Genomic DNA, 25,198 nt, shown 5'->3' on the forward strand with positions numbered 1-25,198 from the left:
TACAGCTCGTAACGGAAAGAAGTACTGCTGTTACATATGGGGACGACTTGGTTTCGACAGGGGTTGCAAAGCAGAGCAGGGCATACCGAGGGCTGGTCACCTCGTTAATCCAACCGGACATGCTTAAATGCAAACGATGAAACTTACGCTCTCGCAGCGTAATCCACTAGGAACTTAATAACTTCTTAGCTCCACACCGTCTCTTCCCTGGGGCGGGCTGGCAACAGCAGTGGAGTCATGCACAGGGAATCGCGTTGTGCCGGGTCGCTTGGCATGGCGTTAAACAATAGGTGACTCGCCTTGACGAAGCGCGTGCGTCCGCGTCGGCAGGGTCAAATCAATCGGCTGCACTAAGTATGTAGAGCTGCCTGTAGAGGATTCCTGGACGCGGGTTCGATTCCCGCCGTCTCCACCAATATTGAAACCCCAACCGTTCTCGGTTGGGGTTTTTTCTTGCCTGATCGCGCCGGTTCCCGCGTGTTCTTTGGGGTTCCTGCGGAAGCCTGCGGACTGCACCAGTCAGCCTTCCAGCCCGTTCCGGGCCATATTCCACTCTCTCCTGGCCATTCCTCGCTCCGACCTCGCTCCCTGGAACTGGCCCGAAGTCCGCAAAGGCCGCAACGCAGGCCGATACAGATCAAAGGGTTACGCGCGGACGAATCAAGCGGTTGGATTGCAGCATTGGCTACCGGAGTGGGCAAACGTCCCTAGCGCAAAGCCAACAGTCTTACCGTGCGCTCTATTCGATCTGTTCAAACAGTTTCTGCGCAGCGAGCCTGGCAGCGGCGTCTTGCGCCGGAGCAAGCGGTTCAAGATCTACCCCGTCACGACCTGCGACGTAGGCTGGACCGCCGACGTCATCGTCGTAGTCCGAACCGTCCTCGTTGATGGCGTAGTGCGCGTCCCGAGTCAGATCCGTTCCGACCAACTGCGAGAGATACACCCACGTCCAGCATCGCTGTAGGTCACCCTGATCGTGTTCCTCAATGAGCTGGAGCATGGCGTCCGTATCTCCCCTCTCGGCAGCCAGCGTCAGCCAATGCTTGGCGTCTGAAGTGCGGCCCATGCGTTCTGCGATCGCCGCAATCGCTGCTGGGTCAGCATCGACGCCGTGGCGCGGCTGCTCGAAGAAGGACGGATCGTCAAACTGATCCGCCAAGTCGAGAAGTGCATCCTGATTCCCCAGTCGACTGGCCTCCCTCAGGTGCCGCGAGTACTTCTCGGCTTGAGCGAGACGAGCCTCGTGGGCTTCGGCCCACTCCTTTTCCACCCCCGTCAGGACACGGCCCTGCTGCCCCTGAGAGTACCAATAGGAGCTTCCAGCGTCAGGGTCGTCTTCATCGTCAGGGGCGTGTATCAGCGCCAGCGCGTAGTGAGCCAGGGCATTGCCCTTACTAGCCGCCGCAGCCAATCCATCTAGAAGGATCGGTCCGAACGCCTCGTCGGTAGGGTCGAATAGCTCATCCTCGTCGTATTCGAGCTCTTCGTCTTGGCTGGACGACTCCCCTCTCAGGCGACTGACCAATGACGAGATGCTGGCGACACCGATCTGGCGCACTGCCAGGAAAGATTCCAACGCCGACGACGCCAGAATCACGGTGTCAGGTTGATACCCAAGCTCGATGCAACGCCGCTTGATGAGCGCACTTTGCGGGACCATCCGCCGGTCGTTCTGGCGAAGTTCAGTGAGCACGGTGTCAACGCCAAACGCGGCGTGAGAGTTGAAGCCGAAGGAAGCTGCCAACAGCTCGTAGACGTGGGCTCGCTTGAATGAGCCACCAGTGCTGGCCTGAAGGTGCTGCTGCGCGGAATACGCGAGTTCTTTGATTGTCATGACAAACCTTTCCTCAATGCCACGCCGATTTCGGGTCAGGCGCACACGTTTAAGTCCCCGACGACGAGGCTCAAAGAGAGGTTTTCAGTGACAGTGAGGCAACGCCTTTTTTTACTCGTGTGCAAGTAAGGTGGGCACCTGGGGCAATTTTACCCCTGTGCCCCCGCTCGGTCCACATGAGCTTGGCCCGCTGCTCATCCCACAGCGCCGGCGGATCAACCGCCAGATCGAACAACGTGATGTGATTAGGCAGTGCGTCGTCCAGGATGGCCGCCACGATGTCGGGCGCCAGCGTCGTCAGGTTGACCATGCGGCTGACGTAGCTGTTGTCGATTCCTTCTCGCGTGGCGATCTCCTTCAAGGACTTCGCTTCCCCCGATTCCAGCATGGCCAGCCAGCGGTGCCCCCTGGCCAGCGCCAGTTGAATGGAGGTCGGCGCCACGTCCCACGGTCTGACCGGGGCGGTTTTGCCATTCGGCAAGGTGACCAGTTTGCGACCACTGCGGCGTTTGATCTGGATCGGCACGGACAGGGTCAGCCGACCATCACTTGCCTCGACGATGTCCGGCTCGCCGGTTTTCTGGATGCGGATGTCGCTCATGCCAGGGCCTCCTCAGTTTGCGCGACCGGCTCGGGACGCAGTTCCAGCACCAGGCGTTCGATGCCGTTGGCGCGCAGTCGCACCTCGAGGTCATTGGGCGACACGATCACCTTCTCGACCAGCAATTTCACGATCCGTGTCTGCTCCGCCGGGAACAGTTGATCCCAAATCGCGTCGAGCCGGGTCATGGCCACGGTGATCTTGGCCTCGTCCAGCGTTGGGTCGAGCTTGATCGCTTGCGGCAGCATGTCCCCGAGCAGATTCGGGGCACGTAGGATCGCACGCAGTTGATCGAGTACCGCCGATTCGAGTTCTGCGGCCGGCAGTCGCGGCAGTCCCGAGGCGCCCGCGTGTTCCTTGGCGTCGCGCTGGGGCACGTAGTAACGGTAGCGCCGGCCATTCTTTTTGGTGGTGTGCCATGGCGACAGCGCGCGCCCGTCGTTACCGAACACGATGCCCTTCAGCAGATAGGCCACGGTTGCCCGAGTCGCGTTGCCTCGCACCCGGCCATTGGTGGCCAGGATCGCGTGGACGCTGTCCCACAGTTCGCGGCTAACGATCGGCGGGTGTTCGGCCTGGTACCACTGGTCCTTGTGCCGCAACTCGCCAAGGTAGGTCCGGTTGCTGAGGAGCTTGTAGATGTGGCCCTTGTCGATCGGCCTGCCATCGCGGGTCTTGCCGTCTTGCGTGGTCCACGCCTTCGACGTCACGCCATCCAGTTTCAGCTCCTTGACCAGTGCGGTGCTGGAACCGAGTTCGACGAATCGCTGGAAGATGTGCCGGATCAGTTTGGCCTCGCGCTCGTTGGGCACCAACCGTCGGTTCTCGACGTCGTAGCCCAGAGGCGGCACGCCACCCATCCACATACCCTTGCGCTTGCTGGCGGCGATCTTGTCGCGGATGCGCTCACCAGTGACCTCCCGCTCGAACTGGGCGAAGGACAGCAGGATGTTCAGCATCAGCCGCCCCATGGAGGTCGTCGTATTGAACTGCTGAGTGACCGACACGAACGACACGCCATAGCGCTCGAACACTTCTACCATCTTGGAGAAGTCCGCCAGGCTGCGCGTCAGGCGGTCGATCTTGTAGATGACGACCACGTCGATCTTGCCGGCTTCGATGTCCGCCATCATGCGCTGGAGCGCCGGGCGTTCCATGTTGCCGCCGGAAAATGCGGGATCGTCGTAATCGTCGGCGACCGGTATCCAGCCTTCGACGCGCTGGCTGGCAATGTAGGCATGACCGGCATCGCGCTGCGCATCGATCGAGTTGTATTCCTGGTCCAGTCCTTCGTCGGTGGATTTGCGCGTGTAGACCGCGCAGCGCATGCGGCGCTTCAAGACTTCGCTCATCGCCCACCTCTCTTCTTGGTGGTGGGCTTGGTCTTGGCATTGGATGGCGGCTTGAGTCCAAAGAACAGCGGTCCCGACCAGCGCATGCCGGTGATTTCGCGGGCGATCATTGAGAGACTCGGGTACATGCGTCCCTGGAAGTCATACTGACCGTCGGCGGTCGCGATCACGCGGTACTCGACGCCTTTGTATTCGCGGACCAGCACCGTGCCGGCGGCCGGACGGTAATCGCGGTCGCGCTTTTTCACCTTGCCGGTTTCGACCAGAGATTCGATGCGGCGCTGATTGCGATCCAGCAGGTTGGCGTCGACCTTGCGGAACTCCAGCTCCTGCAGACGGTAGGCAATCCGGCGTTCGAGGAACTGACGGTTGTGGGTGGGCGTGTCGCCGCCGACCAGCTTCTGCCAAAGCACCCGGATCTCTGCCATCGGCATTTCGGGCAGCCTGGCGATCTGCGCCGCCACTGATGGCGGCGTGGAAAATGATGGTGTTTGCGTGCTCATTTCGACTCCGTAGTTGTCTTGTTGACGGGGTCTGAATGAACGCGCTGGTTGCCAGAGAAGCCAAGCTCAAACTCGCTCGCTTCTGCCCTGGTTGCGGACTGTTCTGTGCCGGTGATACGCAGGCGTGCCAGGCCGTTGGCCAGCAACGACGCGATCTCGTGGCGACGCTGTTCCGGCGTCATCCGCTCCGGTGGTAAATGGTTGATTTGATGCATCGGTGGCGGTCCTCTCGGTCAAACTCACATGCAGTGAAATTGTCCGGATGGACTGCCGCCGACACCATGAGGGAGTTTCGGAGTCGTGCGAACCGATGCGGGTTTCTGCGAAAAGCAGGTCCCTTTTAGTTCGCCAGATGACGAATGAGGATGGTCTTCATCAACGAATTGCCAGGCTGGGTGCTGGCGATCATGTCTCGGATCTGCTCGTTGATCCGCTGGACTGGAACACCTGCGTTCACCGCCGCCTGTGTGAGCGCCGAATAAGCATCGAGCACATCAGCGCCGGTGATGTCATAGCCACCGGCGTCGTCCATTTCGACGACGGGCACGTCCGCATCACCGCCGATCTACCCAAGAAGGTCGACTGGGACCAGAAGCGGCTCTCCGAGATCACCCAGCGCATCGCCGCCAACGGTGACGACCCGTCCGAGTACGTGGAGATCAGCTACCGGATCTCGGAAACCAAGTTCAACGCGTGGCCCGAGTCGATCAAGAGCGCCTTCGCTCCGGCACGCACCCTCAAGACCGGCAAGCCGGGCTTTCGTCTCGCTCTGCTTCAGGAGTAATCGCCATGAAAACCAAACCTACGCTGCTCGAACTGCTGCGCAAGCGGCCGGAAATGTATCTCCGGGATCTGCCGGACAACATCCGCATTCCGGCACTGGACGGCAATCGCCCCGACGAAATCGTGCGTTGCCTCGAAGACGCCACCATCGATGACCTGGCCTTCGCGATCCAGGGTATGGAGTCGGAATCCCGTCTGATCCATCGCCGCCTGAGCGGTCTGCGCGACCTGTACGAAATGGCCCGCAAGCGCGGCGCACTCGGCGTGACCACCGTCGCTGATGCGTTCGCCAACATCAGCACCGAGGAGGCCGGCACATGAGCCTCCCCATCATTACTGCAGACCAGCGCCTGGCCGAGCGCCGTGGCGTGAAGGGCGTGCTCGTCGGCAAGAGTGGCATCGGCAAGACGTCACAGCTCTGGACGCTGAAACCCATGCCCCTGTCGGCTTCGGCTGGCTCAAGGGTGCGAGCCACGTTCAAGCGCAATGGGATGCCGCCATCCGCCAACAAACCCTGCAGGTCGCCGCCGTCCGCGAGCGGCAGGCGCAAGCCACCGTCAAGGTCGTCACCGAGTACGTCGACCGCGTCCGCGTCGTCCTTGAGAAGGGCGACACCATCATCAAGGAGGTTCCCGTCTATGTGCCCGTTCAAGCCGATGCTGCTTGCACTATCAACAGTGGCTTTGTGCGCCTGCACGACGCTGCCGCCGCCGGTGAGCTGCCAGAGCCCGCCCGAGACGCTGATGCGGCCGCCACAGGCATTGCGCTCTCTGCCGTCGCCGGAACCGTTGCTGCCAACTACCAAACCTGCCACGAGAACGCCGAGCAACTGAGGGCGTTGCAGGAGTGGATTAGGGGGGCGATACCTGCAAAACAATGAGCAGTGCGGGCTATCGAGCGAGGCGGGCGGCTCGCAGCCATATCCGTTCTCGCGTTCAACCTCCGCACGGGGCGGCTGCAGACGCTGCTCGTAGCCCGTCGCGAGGCGGAAGTGATGCTCCTCCTCTCATAGTCGAGCCAGTAGCTATCAGCGGATCATCGCCAAGAGGCCAATTGCGACAACAACGCCAATGACAGCGGAAGCGGCGACAGCCCCCCATGTTCCGAGCTTTGGTTTCAGCCAGTAATAGCTGCCAAAGGCAACCAGCCCGCCGACAAGGCCAAACAGCTTGACGATGATAACGGCCAGAATGGACGGCCAAAGCCAGTCCCATGAACCAGACTTCTTCTCGGGCGTGGCTGCTGCTGGCGTAGCCGCTGGCGTCGTTGTGGGCGCCGGCGCAGATGATGGTGCGTTCGGATCTTCGTAAGCCATTGGCTTCTCCTAGTGTGGTTATCGATTTCCGGCGGCGTTCAATGCGCTCATCAAAATCAGCACGGCAAAGACGGCGGCAGTACACACAAGCGCACGAACCACCCCCCATTTTTTGTGGAGCACCACTGCACCGGCAGATGTGTCCCACAACGTCGTGCCCGTTTTTGTGAGTCGCCGATACGCGAACAGTTGAGTGAAAAGTGCAACGAATGGAATGCCAAAGCCCACGCCCTGAACGAAGACCAGAAATGAGCGATTCAGCGCCTCAGAAAATGTCAGCAAGTTGCCAGCTGGATTTGCAATCTTGATGCCGAACAGCCATTTCGCTGGCGTCGTTCCGAACAACGAGAGAAACACTGATTCCGCAGGCACCCACACCAGATACAGCACGACACCGGCAATGATGGGATTCTCTATTGCCTTGGCGAAGCCCGCCGCCTGTTCTGGCATCGTTGCGCTCAACGCGAATATCAACAGAAGCAACAACAGAAACCGGTTCCTTCATAAACATTGATCGAGAGCGGTAGGGAGTTCAGGAGCGTGATTGCGCTGATTCCCGAAACTGGGCGGCTGCTTTCCCCGACGCTCATGTTCATCCGCATGGAAAAATAGACCGCGTTCCCGTCCCGCCCAATCGGATCGAACTTCATGTCTGTTAGCGCGACGTCGCTATTCTCGAACGACGCTTTCAGCCGTCGATTGAGCTCGGCGGAATTCACCCGAGGCGTCGACTTGGAAAGGCCGGAAAGGAATGCCTCTCGCGGCATCTCGATTCGCTGGAAATTCCCCTTCGGGCCGATAAGTTGGATTTGCAGCCAGTGATCCAGCATTTCCCTTCGCCCCATCCTGTAGTCCTCCAGCTCGGAACAAAGGACTGCTGCATGCACGAGGCGCGAACCTTCTGCGAGGGAACGCTTTGCCAAGTCCATGAGCTCGACTTCGCGCGCCGACTCACCCGGAGTGCAATAGCCACTTGGATTCGAGAACAGGACCTGCTGACCAAGCACGTTCACCGACTCCGCAGCCGCGCGTTGCTGGATAACTGTCTCCAGGGCAGCCTGCCGACTTTGCGTGACTGGCGCGACAGTTGGCGGTGAATAGGAGGGGGCCACAGTGACGGGGGCTTGAGCAACAGGTGCCGACGCCGAGCGGGTGGACTCGTTCTTGGTCGAGTGGACGAAGACAATGAGCAGAAGCCCGATGCCCAAGCCGATACCGACCATCCATTTACCGGTGGCCACGTCTGATGAGCCGTCGCTCTTTGATTTGGACGGCGGTGGAACAGTCGAGGCAGGCGGGGCTTCCTCGGCCTGTCTGGGCGGCGATTCGGGAACCGGAGCGGGGCTGGGCGGCGGAGTTACTTGCGGCGTGGGCTTGCCGGCTGGACTGCCTTCGTCGACATCCGATACGAGTGTCGAAAGGCCTGAGAAGCCTTTGGCGTTTCCATTTTGTTTGTCGTCAGCAGCCACGGCTCTTCATGTCCTCTTTAAAGCCGCAGCTTTGTATAGACGCCTTCGACCATACAGTCGTCGCCGTCTTCGAAACGAAGTTGTCCGAAACCGGAAGCCGAAATTGTCAGGTAGGCTTCTTCGCCAAGCGCAAGGGAGAGACAGGTCGATGTCTTGATGTACGAATTTGTTCCGAGGACCTCGTACCAATCATCATCTTCACGACTGACCGTCACCACGTACTTACCAGGCTTCTGCTTCGACAGACCAAAAACCGCCTTCACATCGCACTTGTCCTTGCTGTCGAAGAAGATTAGCTCTCCGCCGTAGCCGGACGCCTTGAAAATGGCCTCCTCAGAGTAGGCATAGACGTAGCAGTAGCGCGTCTGGATGATGATGTCTTTGCCGTCGATCTTGTAAACGTTGCTGCCCTTGCGGGTCAGGCTCACCTCATAGTTTTCAGCCAGAACTGGCCCGGCCTGAAGGGTCATCAATGCGGCAAGCGTGGCCAGCAGGGTCATCTTCATTACCATCGCCTATTGGGTCTGGAAGCTCGACAAGCGGCTTTTCACGAGGTCGAGCTTGGCCTTGTGGGCCAATGGCCTGTTGAAAACACGATTCTGGATTTGGTCGGACACCTTGCTGATGGCGATGTACGCCATGCTCAAGCCAGACTCCCGCTCAGACGCCTTCTTCTCGACGAAATCGTATGGGAAGTTCTCGCAGAACTTGTGGAAGCCGGAGAACTGCGCGACATCCTTCGTGAATCGGAAGCCGTCTGGGGTCAGGCGCGAGCGCCGTGGATGGTAGAGGTCAACGAAAAAGATGAACCATCCGCTTCCGTCGAATGTCACGGCCTCGAACACGTCCACTTTATCGATGGCCCCGAGGCGATGAAAAAGGATGCGCTGCCCCGACTGCGTTTCGAGTCTGGATAGATATGCCAGTTGACCGATCGGCCCGTTAACCGGGATCGGGTTCGTCTCAGTAAAGCCAAATGGCCCAGAGCCGTTCGGGTCCTTGTCGTAGGCAGGTGCAGATTCCAGCATCGCCTTCATCATTGGATGAACGAGCTCCAACTGGAACTTTTCGTCATCCAGGATGCGATGGATGTGCGCAAGCGCCTCACGTAACGCCTTGTCTTCTTTGTTGCCACCGAAGAGGTTTGATAAAAATCCCATATAAGCTGCCCCCAAAGTCGAATGGATTACGTCATTGCAGCAATTCGCTCAGTCGCCGCAGCCCGGGCTTCTTGAAAGCCATGCGAATGAGCTGCTCCAGGATGTGCGTGTTTGCGACGTGAATGTAGGAAATGCCGACATTGGTTTTCTTGTCGTCCTTGGACCCGACGCAGAACGATCCATCAGCATTCCATATCTGCACCTGCCCCCACGTGCACCGCACCCTTTCATTGGCACCCAGAAATTTGTGCTTCACCAAGGTGATGCCATCGTCGTGAAGGAGTGCGTCGCCGAAGTACAGGTCCCGCCCATCCTTCAGCGCTTCCAGCATCTCACCCAGCAGGCGAACGCACACGGCTCGCCAGAGCTTGTCGATGAACTTGCTGTAGATGTCCTCTTTCTTTAGCTCGACAACCGCCTCGGAGCGTTTGTCTCCGAAGGCAATGGTGTAGGTCGTCCCCGTCGGCACGCCGTTGACGGAGTGGCGCACACCACCCCAGCGAACTCGGGTGATCGAGTCCAAAGAAAAACTCTGTCCCTTCCATGAGATGCCATCGGGTGAAATGCTCAGGGTGTCCTTGAACATCACACCAATTTCAGCGCGGTAGGTGATCTCACGCGCCCATTCGTCTCTGCGTGCTACCGCCTGCTTCCGCTCATGGAAGATATCGGCAAGCGCATCCGCATCCTGCTCAACGCGTTCAGATACTTCAGGTAGCTCGGCAAACAGCTCTTGAAGCAGACCAGTCAGCCGTTGGGACTGCGTCAACATGTCATGCGTGTTGAACAGGTCGATGGCGAGGCTACGTATCTCATAGGCCAAGTCACGGCTTGCTTCATGATCGATGCCGCGCGCTTTGGCGCTCAGCTGGATAGGCTGGGCGACCTTGTCCCAATTGCGTGCCACGGCATCGAGCTTGTCCACATACGGCTTGACGGCGGCTTCACCCGATTTCGCCGACTCACGGGCAGCTTTGATCAGCTTGTGGACGTTCTCTGCTTCCTTCTGAAGAAAGCCCTGGGTTTCCACTTCGTAGCTGTCGACGAGGTCATCGATCAGTTCGGGCGCGTGATCCTCACCACCCAACGTAACCCCCTCCACCGTGTCCGTCATCACCTGGACGAGCGTCGTCGGTGGCAGCCTGTCGAGGGCGTCCTTGATGGCGCTGCGGAAGTACCGTTTACGTTCCGCCAGTTCGGCTTCGATTTGGTCGAGTGCCCGGACCTCCGGGAAGCCGGAGACGGCACGGTCTTCATTGATGTCGCGCAGGACATCTTCGGGATCGATCTCATCCACGAGGTAAGCAACCTCCTGAATGAAACTGGCCAGGTCTTCCGCATCGTGTTCGCCATCCACCGCCTCGAAGGCGGCGGCGAGCAAGTTCAAGTGCGCAAGCGTTGGCAGGCCAGATTCCTCCCTGACCGCCATAGGATCATGGAGCAGACCTTCAACGAGCTGGGATGCCTTTCGCGGAGAAACGCCAGGAAGCCATGCGATCTCCGCGCTCAACCTGGTGCGTGGATTCGTTAGATCAGAGCGTGCCTTCTGGCAGACATCGTGGTCCAGCTCCAGAGACTTCTCTTCTGCCAACTCAACGATTCGCCTGCGGTCGTCGCGAGTGGTCACACCGAGAATCGCGAAGGGCGTCTGATGGAGCGCGGTTGTCTTCAGTGTGCGTTGAGCTCGGGCTCGCGGAGATGGGGTATTCCTGGCCGGTTGCACAGGAGGCACAGCGGTTGGGCGGGAGGGCGCCGCTGTTGGCACTGGCGTCGCCGAGGCGCTTGATGCCGGTTGAGCGCCGAGCATCGCCATGAGCTGCGGGTCCTTCAAGGCTTCTTGCGCCTGAGTCAATGCATCAGATGGCACGGAAAGCTTCAAATGATTGCGAAGCTCGTGGCTGTAATGTGCCAGCTGCGTTTTCGATGAGAGGTGATCAGTAAGTACGAGCGACAAGGCCAGCTCGCCGTTTGATCGAGGAGTGGTTCCGCATGCAGCGCAGGCAAGTAATGCGCCTGACTTCTCTGAACCACACTTAAAACAAATTGCCATGCCCATGACCGTGCCCGTCCGCTAATTACGTAGTCTTGCCAACTGTTGAGACAGACAGCGGTTGTACGCGGCCGGACCATTGACATACTTATCTGTAGAGCAAGCGGCCTCGATTGAATTTCTCTCCGTAGTTGAAAGTCTTGACAAATCTGGTCGCCCACCCTGTCGTTCCAGCGCTACGAGTTGATTGTTGAGGCATCTGTTGTAAGCCGCTGGTCCGTTGACGTACTTATCCGTTGAGCACGCAGCTTCAATCGATTGCCTCTCAGAGGATGAGAGTCGGGACAAATCAGGACGCCTAGATCCCTGACCGGACATTGCTGCGAGTTGATTTGCTAGGCACTCGTTATAAGCAGCAGGTCCGTTGACGTACTTGTCTGTAGAACATGCCGCCTCAATAGATTGCTGCTCGGCGGAGGACAGGGCGCTTAAATTCGGTCGTCTTACACCCGCGGCCAAGGCTGCCTTCTGCCTTTCAACACATGCACGATAAGCAGCCGGCCCATTCACATATTTGTCAGTCGAGCATGCCGCTTCTAGCGATGCAGATTCTGCAGCTGACAACTGCACAGATGTGGTGGCTGGACGGCTCTCTGGCTGTGGGCGTGACGAGCGGCTAGGAGCTTGCTGAAGCTGGAGAAGCAACGCTTGATCTGCGGCACCCGTGGCGGCCAAACCTCTGTCTTGCTGAAAAGCGATGATGGCGGCACGAGTGCCCCTTCCCATCAGCCCATCGGCGGGGCCGGCGTTGTAGCCAAGCTCATTGAGTTTCTGCTGAACGGCCCGTAGTGTCTCATCCGCAGCAGGACGCGCTGGTGCTGGTGCCGAAAGGGAGCCCGTGGATGGACTGCGAGCGAATCGGCTCCTGCCTTCTGCCTGAAGTTGGCTACGGTACGGCTCAACATCTCGGCGCGCGCTCTCCAGTGCGCCGCTTCTGTAGCGAAAACTGCCGCAGCGGCTGTTGTAGTCAGCCACCATGGCGTTGAACCGATCGACATCGGAGTCGCTGTAGTTGTTGAGGGCGGCCTTCGCGCCCTCCATGCGGATGTCTTCCGCCAGGCAATACCGAATCTGAGCCGTTGAAAATACCAAGTCCTGGCCGACTGGCGGCTTTGACTCTTGTGGCACGGAAGGGGCTTGCGGTTGAGCAGGCGGCGAATAGCTTGGCGCTGCACTCTGCGCGGGCGGTGAGTAAGCTGGAGCCGATGAACTGGTGGGCTTGTTGGACTGGCCGATGAGCCAAAGCAGGCCAACGACGGCAGCTATGCCCAGTATCCACTTGCCCCCAGACGAGCCAGACGACGGTTGCGGAGGCTCTTGATACGTCTGACGCTGAGTCGGCTGCTGCGGTTGCGGTTGAGCAGCCGCCGAGGCTGAGCGTCCGGTGGATGTCGTAGCGCCGGCGGATTCCGTCTTGGGCGCAGGCGGCGGCGTGTCCACGTCGGACACGAGCGAGGAAAGGCCGGCAAAGCCTTTGCCTTCATTTTTCTTGTTGTTTTCTTCCTCCGCTGCCACCAGTGTCTCCCTTAGATAAATCCTATGCTCCGCTTTTCGCTACCTTCACGTTCCCGTGCAGGTGTCGTGCGCAAAGCTGCCAGCAGGCTGGCCTGGTCCAGCCTGTCCTTGCCAGAGCGCGCTGCGAGCCTTGCACCTTCCCTCACAACGAAAGCAACGTCGGACAATGGTCGTCCAGCGAGTTCTTGCGCCAGCGGCTTGGAGTCCACATCCGACTCCTTTGGCAAAGCAGACAACAACTTGTCCAGGAGCGACTGCACCTCGATCTCGCTTGCAAAGTCCACCTTGATGACATGATCGAAGCGTCCCCGGCGCTGGATGGCGGGGTCGATCATGTCGATCCGGTTCGTCATCGCGATGATCAGTACCTCGTTCTTCACGGCCTCCGGGATACGCCGCAGGAACTCGGCCACTTCCTCCACGCGGTGATGACCCGATCCCATTTCGCGGTCAGCAAGAAACGCCTCCATCTCGTCGATCACGAGAACTGATGGCGCGTTTTCCATCGCCTTGTCGAACACCTGTGCGACCTTCTTGCTGGTCTCGTGGATGTACGGGCTGGCCACGCTGGATGCGTCGATCTGGAAGCTTGGCCACCCGAGGAAATCAACCAGTCGCTCTACCGCAAAGGTTTTGCCTGTGCCTGGAGGGCCGTACAGGATCACGGCTGATGGGAATTCAATGCCGAGCGCCTTGTAGCGGTCGCGGTGCAGAATGATGTCGACGATGTGCTCGTTGAAGAAAGTCGCCAGTTCGGGGCGCCCGGCAAGTTCGAAGACCTTGTTGGGTTCCGGCTCGGCGCGTTCGACTTTCTCCACCTTCTCGACGGGAGCAACTTCCGTCTTTTCGGCAGGAGCCGCTGGCTTGCGCTCCAGCGGCAGGATTTCCGCGACTTCGAAGCCTGCCGCCTGCACGACATCCTTCAGGTGGCTCGCGCCCAGCCAGCTCATGGTCTGGCGGAGACGGCGGAAGGAAGTGGCCGGAATGCTGGTGCCGCCCGTCAGCCAGTAGCCGAGCACGACATCATCGCCAGTTCTGGAGCTGATGCTGTAGGTTGGCAGCAGCCGCGTGATCTTCTCAACGTAGAGCGCATCCTGGAGCGCCGAATCCGCATCGATATCGCGTGTTGCCTTCAACGCAAGAGCGAAGGCGAGCGCCTCGGCCTTGGTATCGGGTGATTTCGCCTCGCTGACCGGGCACAGCGTCTGGCTCGGACCGCAGGAGATGGACCGAAGCTGCTGATCGCCGAACTGGAAGGCGTTGAAGATCCCGTCATCGATCAGCCCGGCATCTAGCCAATGCTCCGCCAGTGCGTCGCGTACGACGAGCGCCCGCCCACCGCCTTGGGTCTCAAGGATCTGCCAGTCTGCCCCTTCAAACAGGGCGACGCGCGCTTTCGCACCGTCGGGCAACTTGAAACCGATGGGAAGCCACGCGTCGAGTGCCATGGGTCAACTCCGCACGATGTTCGCGCCAGCCAGCATGTCGTCTTCACCCGAAGAACCGATGCGGATGGAGTCGAGATGGGCTACTACGGCACGAAGCTTGTCGATGTCATTGACCTTCAACGCCTCCGCTCCCGCAGCCACCAGCTGGGCATGCTCGCGGGCATCTGGGAAGAGGTAGGTATCCTCGGCCAGCCACTTGAAGCGCTCGATGACGAACCAGTCCTGACGCCACAGGATCATGAAGTTGCGACTGCGCAGATCATCCAGGTGCGACTCGAAGTCGCCACTGTTGTTGTCAATCGCGCGCTGCGCCGTCTTGACCAAGTTGTCGAAAGACGAGGCTTCGGTCGGTCTGGCGTGCTGGCGCACCACCTTGTCGAAGAAATCGACTGCCTTGTCCAGTTCCAGCTGGCGAATGTCCTTCAGATGCTCCTTGCGGGTCAGCGCCAGCAGCCGTTTGGCCTCCTGAACGTGATCCATCGCCTGCTTGGCCGTCTCGGGGTCTGCCTCGTCAGTTTTGATAGAGCTCGCTTGCTCGAGCTTCTCGCGGGCCTGCTCAAGACGTGGGTCATCGACCTTGGACGCCATCTCGTCGAGCCGCTGCAAGGTGTGGTCCGACTGTTCCTGGATGTTCTTCGCTTGGTTGGTATAGTCGACCTTGCCTTCCTGGCTGGAGTAGAAGTTACGCCCGCTCTGGAACGACCCGCTGATTGAAGGGACTGAAACCTCCAGAACGATGTTGCCGGAGTCGAGCACTTCGTACTCGCAAATCAGCTCGGCACCGGCGGCAATAACGCCGTCGTCGAAATCCGTTCCCTTGATCTCGAACATGCCGATGAATCGGTTGTCGTTGATGGGGTCGGAGATGTCGCCCTCCCACAACTTGAACTTGATCGACCCAGCACTTCCAGCCTTGAGAGACTCGCCTGCCTTGAAAGTCTTCTTGCCTTTCTTGGGCAGCTGATCGCCCTCACGAACGAGATAATCCAAGCTCAAGCGACCGCCCACCTTGTCGCGCGCTTCCACACCGACGGAATGCGATGCCGGGATTGCATCGATGCTAGCGGCGGTGCGTGCAATGACAATCTTGTCTTCGCGCAGTGACACGGGCCCGCCGTTGGAATCGAACACGAACACCTTGAAGGTGTTATCGCCAGGCTTGGTCAGGTTGAGTTCGATACCTGCGCCATCCTTCAGTGCGATGCGTCCGGAGGACCACCCGGTGTCCAGACTGTCGATCTGAAACTCGACTCCGGCCGGAGCAGAATTTCCCAGTTTGGCGACGATCTTTGCCTTCGAGTCCGGCGTGCGCGCGATGTAGTTGAACGACAGATCAAGCGCGCCACCGGCGCTGATGGCTCCTCGGGCGCTCTTGCGTCCACGGCTTTGCGACGCCCAATCGATGGACTCGGCGAAGACCGCTGCGCCTTCCGCAACGGCGGTCATTGGATTCACATCGGTGGACGGCGCGATACCGAGCTCGAAGGCCACCTTGTCACGCAAAGGCTTGTAGTGGGTTGGGCCACCCACAAAGACAACACGCTCGACGTCGTGTGGGCTCAATCCAGCCTTTTCGAGGGTTTCGCGGGCGGACACGATGGACTCTTCCACCTTCGGCCCGATCAGACCGTCGTATCGTTTGCGATCAATGGTGATGTCGATGTAGATCTCCTCACCAGCCTGATCGCGGACACCGAGTTCGGTCTCGGGGAGGCTGACGACGGCTTCTTCCTTCTGCGACAACTCGATCTTTGCCTTCTCTGTCGCCCATGTGGCCATCCGCAGGAGAGACTTGAACTGTGGGTTGGTCGTCAAGTCTTCCGGAAGATCAAAGTTTTCCAGAAGCCACGGCTTCACGATGTTGTCGAACAGAATCCGGTCGAAGTCGCGGCCGCCACACATGGCGATGCCACCGTGTGCGAGAAGTGTCACGCGGCCGGAAATACTCTCTGCAATTGCGATGTCGAGCGTTCCACCGCCGAGGTCATAAACGACAAACACGCCGTCATTCTTGCGCTGCCGCATGACGCTCATCACGGCGGCTACCGGTTCTTGCATCAAGGCCACTCGCCCGAGCCCAGCCGCATCAGCGGCAGCCATCGTCGAGTCCTTCTGCATCTGGTTGAACGCGGCTGGAACCGTAATGACAGTGCCGGTGTCGCCATCGCCCCGAATCTCTTCCGGCAGGTAGCCGTACAGCGCACGCAGCACCTCGGCAGAGCATTCCTCTGGTGTCATGGTGAGGTTCACCGCCGGCAGCTTGACCGGCGTGCTCGTACCCATGAGCCGCTTGAACAGCACCGCCGCATTATCTGGATTGCGGGCGGCATTGTTGTAGGCGCGCGAACCGACGTACTTGTTCCCACGCCGGTCGATGAAAATGGCCGACGGCGTGACGTCGTGCTGTTCTGGACTCTTGTAGAGCCGGATCGACTCGCCGTCGAAGGAGCAAATGGCACTGTTGGTCGTGCCTAGGTCGATACCGACGTACTTCATGCTTCCACCTTCCTGAGCATTACCGTGCCTTGTTTGCGCAGGCCGTTCGGCCCCATGATGATTGGCTCCACCATCTGATCGACGAGCAACACGTCGTCAGGGCCGAAGTCCCCGAGATTCAAAGCAGATGCCGCCATGCCCGCGTCGTAGGGCTGTCCCTCGACGTTGACCAGCTTGAGGCCACTCGAGTCGAGGCTCTCCTCGACCTTCTTCTGGAAATAGCGGAGCTGATTGACGTAACGACCCGACTCACCCGCATCGAGTTTGCTGACGACCTTTCCGAACAGACGCGAGAAACGCCAACTCTCGACAGCGATGTCGATCAGGGATTGCTCCATCTGCTCACTGCTTTCGGCCTGCTGGGTCATCAAATCCTCCTGTGGTTACGTCTTATCGGCTTTTCCGCCCTGCGTTTGCTGCTGAATCCATTCAGTGATCTCCGCCTTGGAGAACCGCCATGTCCCACCAACCTTGAACGCGGGGATCTTCTTGGCTGCGGCCAGCCTGTAGATCGTCCGGTCCGTGACCTTCAGGAATTCTGCGACCTGTCTGAGGGTGAGGATCTCCCCCTCGTCGGCACTGGATGTCATGGTTCTGACCAATCGTGATCAATTGTGGGTAAAATAGTACAAGCTTTTCATGGTCATAACCACATGCGTATGGCTTACTGACTCCGCCTGAAGGCTTGGTCCAGGGCGCCAGGCACATCAAACACCGATCCTCACGTTGTAGCCGAGCGCCCGCAGCCCCTTGCTCGTGCGCATGTTCCTTGGCGGAAACTCGTCTGGGCGCGCCCAGCCGACGATTTCCCCGAGGCTGCTCAGGCCAATGTGAGGAATGGCCCAGTCGTCGCTGCGGATCGCGTTCCAGAGCCGGGCCGAAACACTTCCGTTGCCCCAGACGACGTAGTTCAACAGCTCAAGCACCGTCCTCCCTTCGCGGGATCGCTGCCGCCACAGCCACTCGCCGAACTTCTCGACCTTGTCGTCGCCGGCCTGTGGTCGGTCAGGCAGGCCCAAGTGCTCGTTTTCCTGCTTGATGGCGTGGTCTCGGATCGCGTGCACCCGGGAAACGGCATCCACGAACTCCTGCTCGGTCAGTTTGAGAATGCGGTCGCGTGCCAGCAGCTCACGCAGCCGGGGCGACCACTCGTAAATGGTGCGCTCTTCAAACGAGTGGTCGAAGTCGGCGTCATGCCACCACTCCAGCGCGTCGCGCAACGCCAGTTCCGGGTTCTTCGAATTCCTGGCGAAGAACTCCTCGTAAGGATGACGGTTTCCATCCTTGACCTGCTTGTAGTAATAGGCGTGCAGGAATTGGTCGGCTTGAACGCCGGGGGCCACCGACGCATCGATCCAGCCGGGTTTGGCGCCCTGTGCCGAAACCCTGCAGCACCGGTGCAGCGGCAGGGTCCTGCACATAGAACAAAATCCAGTGCTGCAGCGTGCGCAGGAAGTCGGTCGGCACGAAGAAGGCCTGCACCGCAAAGCGGTAGGTTTCCTCCGGCGCCTGCTTCCAGCGCGCCATGTCGCGCCGGTTGGCGTTCCAGGTCACGCCGTACCAGTAGTCCAGCAGGTGCGTCACGTTGAACAGCTGGGTCGTCGCCAGCAGCTCTGGCGTTTCCAGTTCATAGCGGCGCAGTTGCTTAATCGCGCGTTCGATAGCGTCGCCGTCCTTCGGGTTCTTGTGCTCGACGATCACCACCGGCACACCGTTGACGACGAACATCACGTCGGCCCGGTTGCCTTTACGAGCGGGTGGCTTGACCTTCCATTCCCAGGTCACGTGGAAAACGTTGTCCGCCACATGCTCGAAGTCGATCACCGTCACTGGCCGATGGCGCTTTTCGGCCTCGTCGTACCACTGGCGTTCGCCGCGCAACCAGGCAAGCAGCTCGCGGTTGCCCTCGATGGTGGCCGGAAGCGCGTCCAGGGTTTCCACCACCGAGCGCACGGCGTCAACGGACATCCAGGGGTTGAAGGCGGCGAGCTTGGCTTCCAGCACGTCGCGGAAGAAGGTGCCCGCCTCGCCGCCGCGCTTGGTGCGTGCATCCTCCGGCGTGATTGAAGTCCAGCCGATCTCCACCGCGTGCTTCACCATCGGGAACTGCACTGTGCCGGCTTCGCTGATCTTGAGCGTGCTCATGCCGTGGCCTCCTCGGGTTGCGTCGAGGCCGGGGACAGCGCCGACAGATCCAGATCCGACACGGCGATCTCGCCGGTCATGAGCTTGTGTAGTAGGGACTCGAAGAGCTCATCTAGGACTTCGCGCTTCTTCTGATGCCGGTCGATCTTTAGGTCGAGGGTTTGGAGGATGGTCACGATGTCCTTGGCTTCTTCCGGATCACTCGGGCAAGCAACCTTGAAGGTCCCCGCGCTGCGCCAGCGTTCCAGGGTGGCCTCGCTGATACACCAGCGCGCGGCCAGTTGTTTTTGATTGAGATGAACGACTTCCATCTTGGTCTCCTTCCGAATGAGTTGGCAGGAGTCCATGAAGGCGCTGTTCCGGTCGCGAGCCAAGCCAATTCCAGGAAGCGCCGCTACTCCGGCAGGTCGTTCAGCTCATAGCTGGTGCTGCGCCCGCCCGCATCCGATTTGCGCAGCACGCCCCGCGTCAGCAGATCGTTGATGTCGCGCAGTGCCGTGTCCGGCGAGCATTTGGCGATGGCCGCCCACTTGCTGCTGGTGAGCTTGCCCTCGAAACCATCGAGCAGCTTGTTCAGCAATTTCACCTGCCGCTCGTTCAACGGGGTCGTCGCCCAGCGCTGCCAGAACCGCGCTTTGGTCAGCACGGCATCAAGCGTGTGCTGCGCATGGTCGAGGGCGCGATGAAGCGTGTCGAGGAACCACGCAAGCCACTCGGTGACATCCATCGACCGCTTCTGCGTCCTCTCCAGGATGTCGTAGTAAGCCTTGCGTTCGCGCTGGATCTGCGCCGACAAACTGTAGAAGCGTTGCGGGCTGGCATCGGCACGCGCCAGCAGTAGATCGCCAATGGCCCGGGCGATACGGCCATTGCCATCATCGAATGGATGCAGAGTGACGAACCACAGATGGCCAAGGCCTGCCTTGAGCAGTGGCGGTTCGTTTGATGTGCCATTCAGCCAGTCGAGGAAGCGGCTGGTTTCGGTCTCGAGGCGATCGGCCGGCGGTGCTTCGAAATGCACCCGCTGGCGGCCGATGGGTCCGGACACCACCTGCATCGGGCCGGTGGCATCGTCGCGCCAGCCGCCGACGTTGATCTTGGAGAGCCCAGAATAGCCGGTAGGAAACAGTGCGGCATGCCAGCCGAACAGACGCTCACGCGACACCAGTGCCTGGCAGTTGGCGGTGGCATCAAGCACCATCTCGACCACGCCTTCGACATGCCGATCGACCGGAGCGAGCGCGCCGATGTCAACGCCCAACCTGCGGGCGATGGACGAGCGCACGGATTCAACGTTGAGCTGCTCGCCTTCGATCTCGCTGGTCTTGACCACGTCCTCGGTGAGCGCCGCGAGACTCGCTTGGTCACGCAAGACCATGCCGACGTCAGCCAGACGCCCCATCAAGAGCCCTTGGGCACGACTGACCTCAGCCATGGGCTCGGCCAGCGCCGCCAGGTCGAAGCGCCAGTTCGGCCAGTCACTGGCCTGCCAGATGTATTTGTAATCGCCGCTATTCATGCGGAGATTATGACCTGCAATCTCCGCATGCGCAAGTCAATCGCCGCACGTTTTGCGGTGAATGTGGGCATCATTCGCCGCATGGCGGATCGCCCCGCCCAGGAATGGGTGTAAATGGGTGTGTTATTGGTTGTGGCAACGGACGCGGGTTCGATTCCCGTTTCGGGAATTGAACTGGTTCCGAAAAGCAGACGAGGTTGAGCAGCCTTTCCGGTGGCCAATCAGAGCGGAAAACCCGTCTGATTGTCCGCAGTCAAAGGCCGTACCGGCAGGCTTTTCGATTGAGTTCGCACGGGTTCGCAGCAACCCGCAGCGCTTCGATTCCGTACTTTCAATAGTCGTTTGGTGCGGGGTTCCACCCCACCACCAACCATTTCTAAAACCCGGATCTTCGCGAGGAGATCCGGGTTCTATTTTTCGCCGGCGCCTTCAACCTGCACAATCGCTGCTTAAAGTTTTTGCAACGGGCGAAATCCTTGCGAGCCGTCTCAAAAAGTTCACGTGATGCAACACCCAGACAAGTCAAAATCGGTACAATTGCGCCCCATGCAGTCATCGGAGTGAGACAACAAGGTTTTCAGAAGAACAGGCTGCGTCCACCGGAGCTGGCGGTCGGCGTTAATACCAGCACCAAATTTCAAGCCCTCCCTCGCGGAGGGCTTTTCATTTCCAGGCGCCGCAGAGGCGATGCGCCCTCCCGCCTTGTTCATGCCAACGAGAAAGCGCGTGACGGTTTGCCTGGCTTACCAGCGTGCGTTACATTGCTTCTTCTGTCCTGCGTGCCTTTGTATGGCATCCACTTTGGAAAGCCCCCGTGAAAATCCAGATCGCCTCCGACCTGCACCTGAACCCGCTGGAAGGCCGCTTCCCGGGTTACCGTGTCGTGGAACCGGCCGAAGCCGACGTGCTGGTGCTGGCCGGCGACATCCACCGCGCCACACGCGTGTTCGATGTGTTTGACGACTGGCCGGTGCCGGTCATCTATGTGCACGGCAACCACGATCTCTACAACGCTGAATATGCGGAAGCTGTCGAGAAAATGCGCACCGCCTCGGCGGGCAGCAATGTGCATTTCCTCGAGGGCGACGACTGTGTGCTGGATGGCGTGCGCTTTCTCGGCTGCTGCCTGTGGACTGACTATGCCTTGTACCCGGGACAGGAACGCGCTGCGATGGCAGAAGCGGAACCGAAGATGCGCGACCACAGCGCGATTCGCACGGCACAGGGGCACTTTGCGCCCGACGATGCGTTGCGCATCCACCAGCAATCACGCGCATGGCTGCAGGCACAACTGGCGCAGCCGTTCAATGGCCCGACGGTCGTCGTCACGCATCACGCACCGCATCCGCATTCCGTGCATGCGCGCTATGCAGGCATGCTGCTCAATGCCGCATTCGTGAGCGACCTGACGCCACTGTTCGGCGCGGCGAAGCTGTGGATCCATGGACATGTACACGACAGCTTCGATTACGAAGTGGCGGGTACACGGGTTGTCGCCAACCCGCGCGGCTATGCGCTTAACCGTGCGGCAGCGGCATCACCGGACGAGATTGTGTGGGAAAACAAGGACTTTGATGCGCGGCTGGTGGTAGAGGTATAAGCGTCAAACCTGACTGCCAGCCAGTGTGCGGCCGGTGAACTGCTGTGTCCCGGGACACAGCAGCCCACGGAAAGCATGAATCAGTAACGATACGGATTGCGCGGGCGCGCGTCCCAACGATTGGGCACGCCGTCGCCATCACGGTCATGACGGCGGAATGCTGCGCGGTCATGCCGTCCATGGCGGTGGTGGTGCTTTTCGACATAGACCGGTTGCGGCTGCACGTACACGACGCGGGGCTGCACATACACCGGCTGCGGCTGCACGTAAACCGGTGCCGGCTGGGCATAGATCACGCCCGGAATTCCGATGCTGATATCCACATTCGTACGCGCCATCGCGGAACCTGCCGTCAGGGCCAGCGCGATACCGGCCAATACTGCTGCTGCCTTGCTCAGTTGCTTCTTCATGTTGTCCTCCTTGAACAGTTGAACCCATTAAACCGCAAGGCAAACATGGCATCTAGGAAGAATTGGTAAGGAGCGTTACTGAATGTTTCAAACGATAGCAGGAATCAGCCTGCGCCCCATTCCGCCACGAAGGCGTCGCGAAACGCCAGCAGGAACTGCAGGCGCTCCTCGCCGAGTTTGCGTCCGGCGCCGGTCTGCATGGTCGCCGGCAGCTTCGCCAGCTTCACTGCGATGTGGTCAAGCGCAAAGGCGCGGTCGTCGTACACGCGCTGCATGCCGAGCGGGTCGGAAGGATGGGCCAATGCGGAACCCATCCGGCCGGCAGTGTAGTACAGCCGCGCCAGTCCGACGGCACCCAAGGCGTCAAGCCGGTCGGCATCCTGCACGATCTTCGCCTCGATCGTGGTGGGCGCAATTGCCGCCGAAAAGCTGTGCGCCTCGATCGCATGCGCGACGCCGGCCAGCTTCTCGCTCGGGAAACCGGCTTCCGCCAGCTTTTCGGTAGCGCGCCGCGCAGCCAGGCGAGACGCCTGCGCGCGGTCGGGGTGATCCTTCGGCAGGTTGACGATGTCGTGCAGGTAGCAGGCTGCCTGCACCACCATCCCGTCCGCGTTGCCTTCCTCCGCCAGCAGCGCCTGCGCGGTCTGCCAGACACGGTGCAGGTGATTGAGGTCATGTGCGCCGTCATCCTGATGGGCTTGGGTGGCGATGGCGATCAGGCGAGGCTTCCAGTGGAGAAGGTCTTCGTGCATGGGAAAGAGAAAAAATGAACCGTGTATGCGCCGGGTGGCCGGCCTGCGGTAGCGGGCTATCCGCCTATTCTTCGCCTGCAGGCAGCCGCACCGTGTACTGGCCGGTCTTCTCATCGCGCACCATCACCAGCAGGTGGCGCTTTTGCGCGTCCTCGATCATTTCCTTGAAGGAGCGGTAGCCGTACGCGGATTCGCTGAAGCCGGGGCGGCGGCGCTTCATCGTTTGCTTGACCAGCGAGCCCCAGATCTTTTCATCGCCGCGTTCGGTGATCAGCGCCTCGACCGTCTCGACGACAAAATCAAGCGCATCCTGGCGCTTGTCGTCTTCCCCCTTTTCTTCAGATTTTTCGTCCGCTTTTTCATCCGTTTTCGCCGGTGCGGCTTTTGTCGTTCCGGCAGCGGTCTTCTTCGCCGGCGCTTTCTTTTCCGCCTGTTTGCGCTTGGGCTTCTGCTCGCGCACCAGGTCGTCGTAGAAAATGAATTCGTCGCAGTTGGCAGCGAGCAGATCGGAGGTGGAATCCTTGACGCCGATGCCGATCACGTACTTGTTGTTCTCGCGCAGTTTCGACACTAGTGGCGAGAAATCGGAGTCACCGCTGATGATGACGAAGCAGTCGACATGCGATTTCGTGTAGCAGAGATCGAGCGCGTCGACCACCATGCGGATGTCGGCGGAGTTCTTGCCGGACTGGCGCACATGCGGGATCTCGATAAGCTCGAACGCGGCCTCATGCATCGTCGCCTTGAAATCCTTGTAGCGATCCCAGTCGCAATACGCTTTCTTGACCACGATGCTGCCCTTGAGCAGCAGGCGCTCCAGCACGCGCCGGATGTCGAAGTGCGCGTATTTCGCATCGCGCACGCCGAGCGCAATGTTCTCGAAGTCGCAGAACAGCGCCATGCTGGTGATTTCGAATTGGGCGGCCATTGTTTGATCCTTTTTGTCGGTGGCGGTCGGCGGAAGCCGGTCTGTGCGGCCAGCGCTGCGCCACGGGAGCGTCGAAAGAAGGGACGATACCGTAATTATCGGAAATAAAACAAGAACGTTTTCCGCCGCTTAAAGTCTTACTGCCTCGAATCATTCCCCTTTTCAATGACGCTCGCTTCACAGTGCGTCATATGAACGATGCATCAGGATGCGCAAGAATTTCACTGCAACAATCACTCAACTGATAGGCCGCCGCGGCTATTCCGTCGCCGCGCTGTCCGGCCTTGTCTCGCTGTTGACGGCTGCAGGCTGCGGACAACTGTCGCAAAAGGAGCGCGAGCTGACGTTCCGCATCGAACCCGGCACGGCAAGCTGGTACAGCGGCCTGCCGGAGGGCATCGTCGAATCGCACCTTGCCGTTTCCAACGGTGGCAAGGCTGAAAGCATCCATACCTGGTGGTGGCCGGCAGAGCAGGAAGATGCACCGGCGTTGCTGTATTTGCACGGTGCGCGCTGGAACCTGACCGGCCACCTGTTTCGCATCGAGCAGCTGCGCGCATTCGGCTTTTCGGTGCTGGCGATTGACTATCGCGGCTTCGGCAAGAGCGACGGCGAACTGCCATCGGAGGCTACCGTGTACGAGGACGCACAGATCGCGTGGCGGCATCTGTCGCACCTGCAGCCTGACCCGGCCAAGCGCTTTATCTACGGACACTCGCTCGGCGGTGCGGTCGCGGTCGACCTCGCGGCACGCAAGAAGCGCGTCGAGGCGGCCGGGCTGATCGTCGAGTCCTCATTTACCTCGCTGGCGGACATTGCGCGCTCGCTCAGCTATCCGTGGCTGCCGTTGCAGCTGGTGATGTCGCAGAAATTCGACTCGATCAACAAGATCGCACGCGTGGACATGCCGGTGCTGATCGTGCACGGATCGGAGGACCAGTATGTGAAACCGCACTTCAGCGAGAAACTGTATGCCGCCGCCAAAAGCCGCAAGCATTTGCTGATGGTGGAGGGTGGTACGCACAACAACGCCATGCGGATCGGCAGGCGGGAATACCGGGGTGCATTCCGCGAGCTATTCGGCTGGTCGCCGCAGAGTGCATCAATGTCGCCCTGAAGAAGCTCCTCGGCAGCACACAATCCATCTCCTGCAGGCGTGCGCCATTTGTAAACAGTTTGGCAATGTCGAGGCATGACAACGGCCGCAGGGACCTGCGCGTTTGTATTTCCGTGAGTCATATCAAGCTTCAAATGCCTACAGGCGTGGTAAAGTCACGCGCTTTTCAAGCTGGCAGGTAGTCCGTCGTTCCACGCAATA

Annotated in this window: 28 protein-coding genes and 1 other RNA gene; 6 read left to right on the top strand and 23 right to left on the bottom strand. The window is 59.8% G+C overall.

Annotation, left to right across the window (positions count from 1 at the left end; all coding sequences use genetic code 11):
• The first annotated feature begins 38 nt into the window (after positions 1-38).
• Positions 39-415: a transfer-messenger RNA gene (gene ssrA / locus ACYVIA_RS06845) on the top strand.
• Positions 416-739: 324 nt separating this feature from the next.
• On the opposite strand, the gene ACYVIA_RS06850 is transcribed toward ssrA, so the two are convergent.
• The 5 genes from ACYVIA_RS06850 to ACYVIA_RS06870 form a co-directional block, all read right to left on the bottom strand.
• The gene (locus ACYVIA_RS06850; RefSeq protein WP_460839214.1) at positions 740-1,834 is read right to left on the bottom strand and encodes a hypothetical protein; all 1,095 of its coding nucleotides are present in this window, start codon (positions 1,832-1,834) and stop codon (positions 740-742) included.
• A 70-nt stretch (positions 1,835-1,904) separates the two neighbouring features.
• Positions 1,905-2,435, bottom strand: a complete 531-nt coding sequence (locus tag ACYVIA_RS06855) for a LacI family transcriptional regulator (RefSeq protein ID WP_460839216.1) — start codon at positions 2,433-2,435, stop codon at positions 1,905-1,907.
• On the bottom strand, positions 2,432-3,787 hold the full coding sequence (locus ACYVIA_RS06860; protein ID WP_460839217.1) for a recombinase family protein: 1,356 nt from the start codon (positions 3,785-3,787) through the stop codon (positions 2,432-2,434). Before ACYVIA_RS06860 ends, ACYVIA_RS06855 begins: the two co-directional genes overlap by 4 nt.
• The gene (locus ACYVIA_RS06865; protein WP_460839219.1) at positions 3,784-4,290 is read right to left on the bottom strand and encodes a DUF2924 domain-containing protein; all 507 of its coding nucleotides are present in this window, start codon (positions 4,288-4,290) and stop codon (positions 3,784-3,786) included. Before ACYVIA_RS06865 ends, ACYVIA_RS06860 begins: the two co-directional genes overlap by 4 nt.
• Positions 4,287-4,505, bottom strand: a complete 219-nt coding sequence (locus ACYVIA_RS06870; protein ID WP_460839220.1) for a hypothetical protein — start codon at positions 4,503-4,505, stop codon at positions 4,287-4,289. The genes ACYVIA_RS06865 and ACYVIA_RS06870 overlap by 4 nt, the downstream gene beginning before the upstream one ends.
• 137 nt (positions 4,506-4,642) lie before the next feature.
• Between ACYVIA_RS06870 and ACYVIA_RS06875 the strand changes: the two genes are divergently transcribed.
• The 3 genes from ACYVIA_RS06875 (at position 4,643) to ACYVIA_RS06885 (ending at position 5,953) form a co-directional block, all read left to right on the top strand.
• On the top strand, positions 4,643-5,074 hold the full coding sequence (locus tag ACYVIA_RS06875; protein ID WP_460839222.1) for a hypothetical protein: 432 nt from the start codon (positions 4,643-4,645) through the stop codon (positions 5,072-5,074).
• 5 nt (positions 5,075-5,079) lie between these two features.
• On the top strand, positions 5,080-5,394 hold the full coding sequence (locus tag ACYVIA_RS06880) for a hypothetical protein (protein WP_460839224.1): 315 nt from the start codon (positions 5,080-5,082) through the stop codon (positions 5,392-5,394).
• A 97-nt stretch (positions 5,395-5,491) separates the two neighbouring features.
• The gene (locus tag ACYVIA_RS06885) at positions 5,492-5,953 is read left to right on the top strand and encodes a hypothetical protein (protein ID WP_460839722.1); all 462 of its coding nucleotides are present in this window, start codon (positions 5,492-5,494) and stop codon (positions 5,951-5,953) included.
• A 147-nt stretch (positions 5,954-6,100) separates the two neighbouring features.
• Here the strand turns inward: ACYVIA_RS06885 and ACYVIA_RS06890 are convergent, their stop codons facing one another.
• The 15 genes from ACYVIA_RS06890 to ACYVIA_RS06960 all read right to left on the bottom strand — a co-directional run bounded on the left by ACYVIA_RS06890 (position 6,101) and on the right by ACYVIA_RS06960 (position 20,190).
• On the bottom strand, positions 6,101-6,388 hold the full coding sequence (locus tag ACYVIA_RS06890) for a hypothetical protein (protein WP_447203139.1): 288 nt from the start codon (positions 6,386-6,388) through the stop codon (positions 6,101-6,103).
• 18 nt (positions 6,389-6,406) lie between these two features.
• On the bottom strand, positions 6,407-6,874 hold the full coding sequence (locus tag ACYVIA_RS06895; protein ID WP_460839226.1) for an RDD family protein: 468 nt from the start codon (positions 6,872-6,874) through the stop codon (positions 6,407-6,409).
• Positions 6,859-7,857: a hypothetical protein gene (locus ACYVIA_RS06900; protein WP_460839228.1), complete on the bottom strand. Its 999-nt coding sequence runs from the start codon at positions 7,855-7,857 to the stop codon at positions 6,859-6,861. The genes ACYVIA_RS06895 and ACYVIA_RS06900 overlap by 16 nt, the downstream gene beginning before the upstream one ends.
• A gap of 17 nt (positions 7,858-7,874) precedes the next feature.
• Positions 7,875-8,363, bottom strand: coding sequence for a hypothetical protein (locus ACYVIA_RS06905; RefSeq protein ID WP_460839229.1), 489 nt, complete (start codon positions 8,361-8,363; stop codon positions 7,875-7,877).
• Between the two features lie 9 nt (positions 8,364-8,372).
• Positions 8,373-9,017: a hypothetical protein gene (locus ACYVIA_RS06910; protein WP_175224022.1), complete on the bottom strand. Its 645-nt coding sequence runs from the start codon at positions 9,015-9,017 to the stop codon at positions 8,373-8,375.
• Positions 9,018-9,048: 31 nt separating this feature from the next.
• The gene (locus ACYVIA_RS06915) at positions 9,049-10,971 is read right to left on the bottom strand and encodes a hypothetical protein (RefSeq protein WP_460839232.1); all 1,923 of its coding nucleotides are present in this window, start codon (positions 10,969-10,971) and stop codon (positions 9,049-9,051) included.
• A 117-nt stretch (positions 10,972-11,088) separates the two neighbouring features.
• Positions 11,089-12,108, bottom strand: a complete 1,020-nt coding sequence (locus ACYVIA_RS06920; RefSeq protein ID WP_460839724.1) for a peptidoglycan-binding domain-containing protein — start codon at positions 12,106-12,108, stop codon at positions 11,089-11,091.
• Between the two features lie 485 nt (positions 12,109-12,593).
• Complete coding sequence (locus ACYVIA_RS06925) at positions 12,594-14,030, bottom strand: ATP-binding protein (protein ID WP_460839234.1); 1,437 nt, start codon at positions 14,028-14,030, stop codon at positions 12,594-12,596.
• 3 nt (positions 14,031-14,033) lie between these two features.
• Positions 14,034-16,526, bottom strand: a complete 2,493-nt coding sequence (locus ACYVIA_RS06930) for an Hsp70 family protein (protein WP_460839236.1) — start codon at positions 16,524-16,526, stop codon at positions 14,034-14,036.
• Entirely contained in the window at positions 16,523-16,894 is a 372-nt protein-coding gene (locus ACYVIA_RS06935) for a hypothetical protein (RefSeq protein WP_042047760.1), read from the bottom strand. Before ACYVIA_RS06935 ends, ACYVIA_RS06930 begins: the two co-directional genes overlap by 4 nt.
• Before the next feature lie 15 nt (positions 16,895-16,909).
• Positions 16,910-17,116 carry a helix-turn-helix domain-containing protein gene (locus ACYVIA_RS06940; protein ID WP_139559158.1) on the bottom strand — a complete coding sequence of 69 codons (207 nt, stop codon included), beginning with the start codon at positions 17,114-17,116 and terminating at the stop codon, positions 16,910-16,912.
• A gap of 117 nt (positions 17,117-17,233) precedes the next feature.
• The gene (locus ACYVIA_RS06945; RefSeq protein ID WP_460839238.1) at positions 17,234-17,746 is read right to left on the bottom strand and encodes a hypothetical protein; all 513 of its coding nucleotides are present in this window, start codon (positions 17,744-17,746) and stop codon (positions 17,234-17,236) included.
• Entirely contained in the window at positions 17,718-18,671 is a 954-nt protein-coding gene (locus ACYVIA_RS06950) for a type I restriction endonuclease (RefSeq protein WP_460839240.1), read from the bottom strand. Before ACYVIA_RS06950 ends, ACYVIA_RS06945 begins: the two co-directional genes overlap by 29 nt.
• Positions 18,668-18,982, bottom strand: coding sequence for a hypothetical protein (locus tag ACYVIA_RS06955; RefSeq protein WP_460839242.1), 315 nt, complete (start codon positions 18,980-18,982; stop codon positions 18,668-18,670). The genes ACYVIA_RS06950 and ACYVIA_RS06955 overlap by 4 nt, the downstream gene beginning before the upstream one ends.
• A gap of 83 nt (positions 18,983-19,065) precedes the next feature.
• A complete protein-coding gene (locus ACYVIA_RS06960) occupies positions 19,066-20,190 on the bottom strand; it encodes a Fic family protein (protein ID WP_460839244.1) in 1,125 nt (374 codons plus the stop codon).
• A gap of 814 nt (positions 20,191-21,004) precedes the next feature.
• Here ACYVIA_RS06960 and ACYVIA_RS06965 point away from each other — a divergent pair.
• Positions 21,005-21,790 (top strand): metallophosphoesterase, encoded by a 786-nt coding sequence (locus tag ACYVIA_RS06965; protein ID WP_460839245.1) that lies wholly within the window; start codon positions 21,005-21,007, stop codon positions 21,788-21,790.
• An 80-nt stretch (positions 21,791-21,870) separates the two neighbouring features.
• Here the strand turns inward: ACYVIA_RS06965 and ACYVIA_RS06970 are convergent, their stop codons facing one another.
• The 3 genes from ACYVIA_RS06970 to ACYVIA_RS06980 form a co-directional block, all read right to left on the bottom strand.
• A complete protein-coding gene (locus tag ACYVIA_RS06970) occupies positions 21,871-22,200 on the bottom strand; it encodes a hypothetical protein (protein ID WP_460839247.1) in 330 nt (109 codons plus the stop codon).
• A gap of 104 nt (positions 22,201-22,304) precedes the next feature.
• A complete protein-coding gene (locus ACYVIA_RS06975; protein ID WP_460839249.1) occupies positions 22,305-22,952 on the bottom strand; it encodes an HD domain-containing protein in 648 nt (215 codons plus the stop codon).
• Positions 22,953-23,016: 64 nt separating this feature from the next.
• Positions 23,017-23,880 carry an NYN domain-containing protein gene (locus ACYVIA_RS06980; RefSeq protein WP_460839251.1) on the bottom strand — a complete coding sequence of 288 codons (864 nt, stop codon included), beginning with the start codon at positions 23,878-23,880 and terminating at the stop codon, positions 23,017-23,019.
• Positions 23,881-24,088: 208 nt separating this feature from the next.
• Here ACYVIA_RS06980 and ACYVIA_RS06985 point away from each other — a divergent pair, with 208 nt between their 5' ends.
• Positions 24,089-24,997, top strand: coding sequence for an alpha/beta hydrolase (locus tag ACYVIA_RS06985; RefSeq protein ID WP_460839253.1), 909 nt, complete (start codon positions 24,089-24,091; stop codon positions 24,995-24,997).
• Positions 24,998-25,198: the final 201 nt, after the last annotated feature.

It is taken from the genome of Noviherbaspirillum agri, assembly GCF_054780595.1.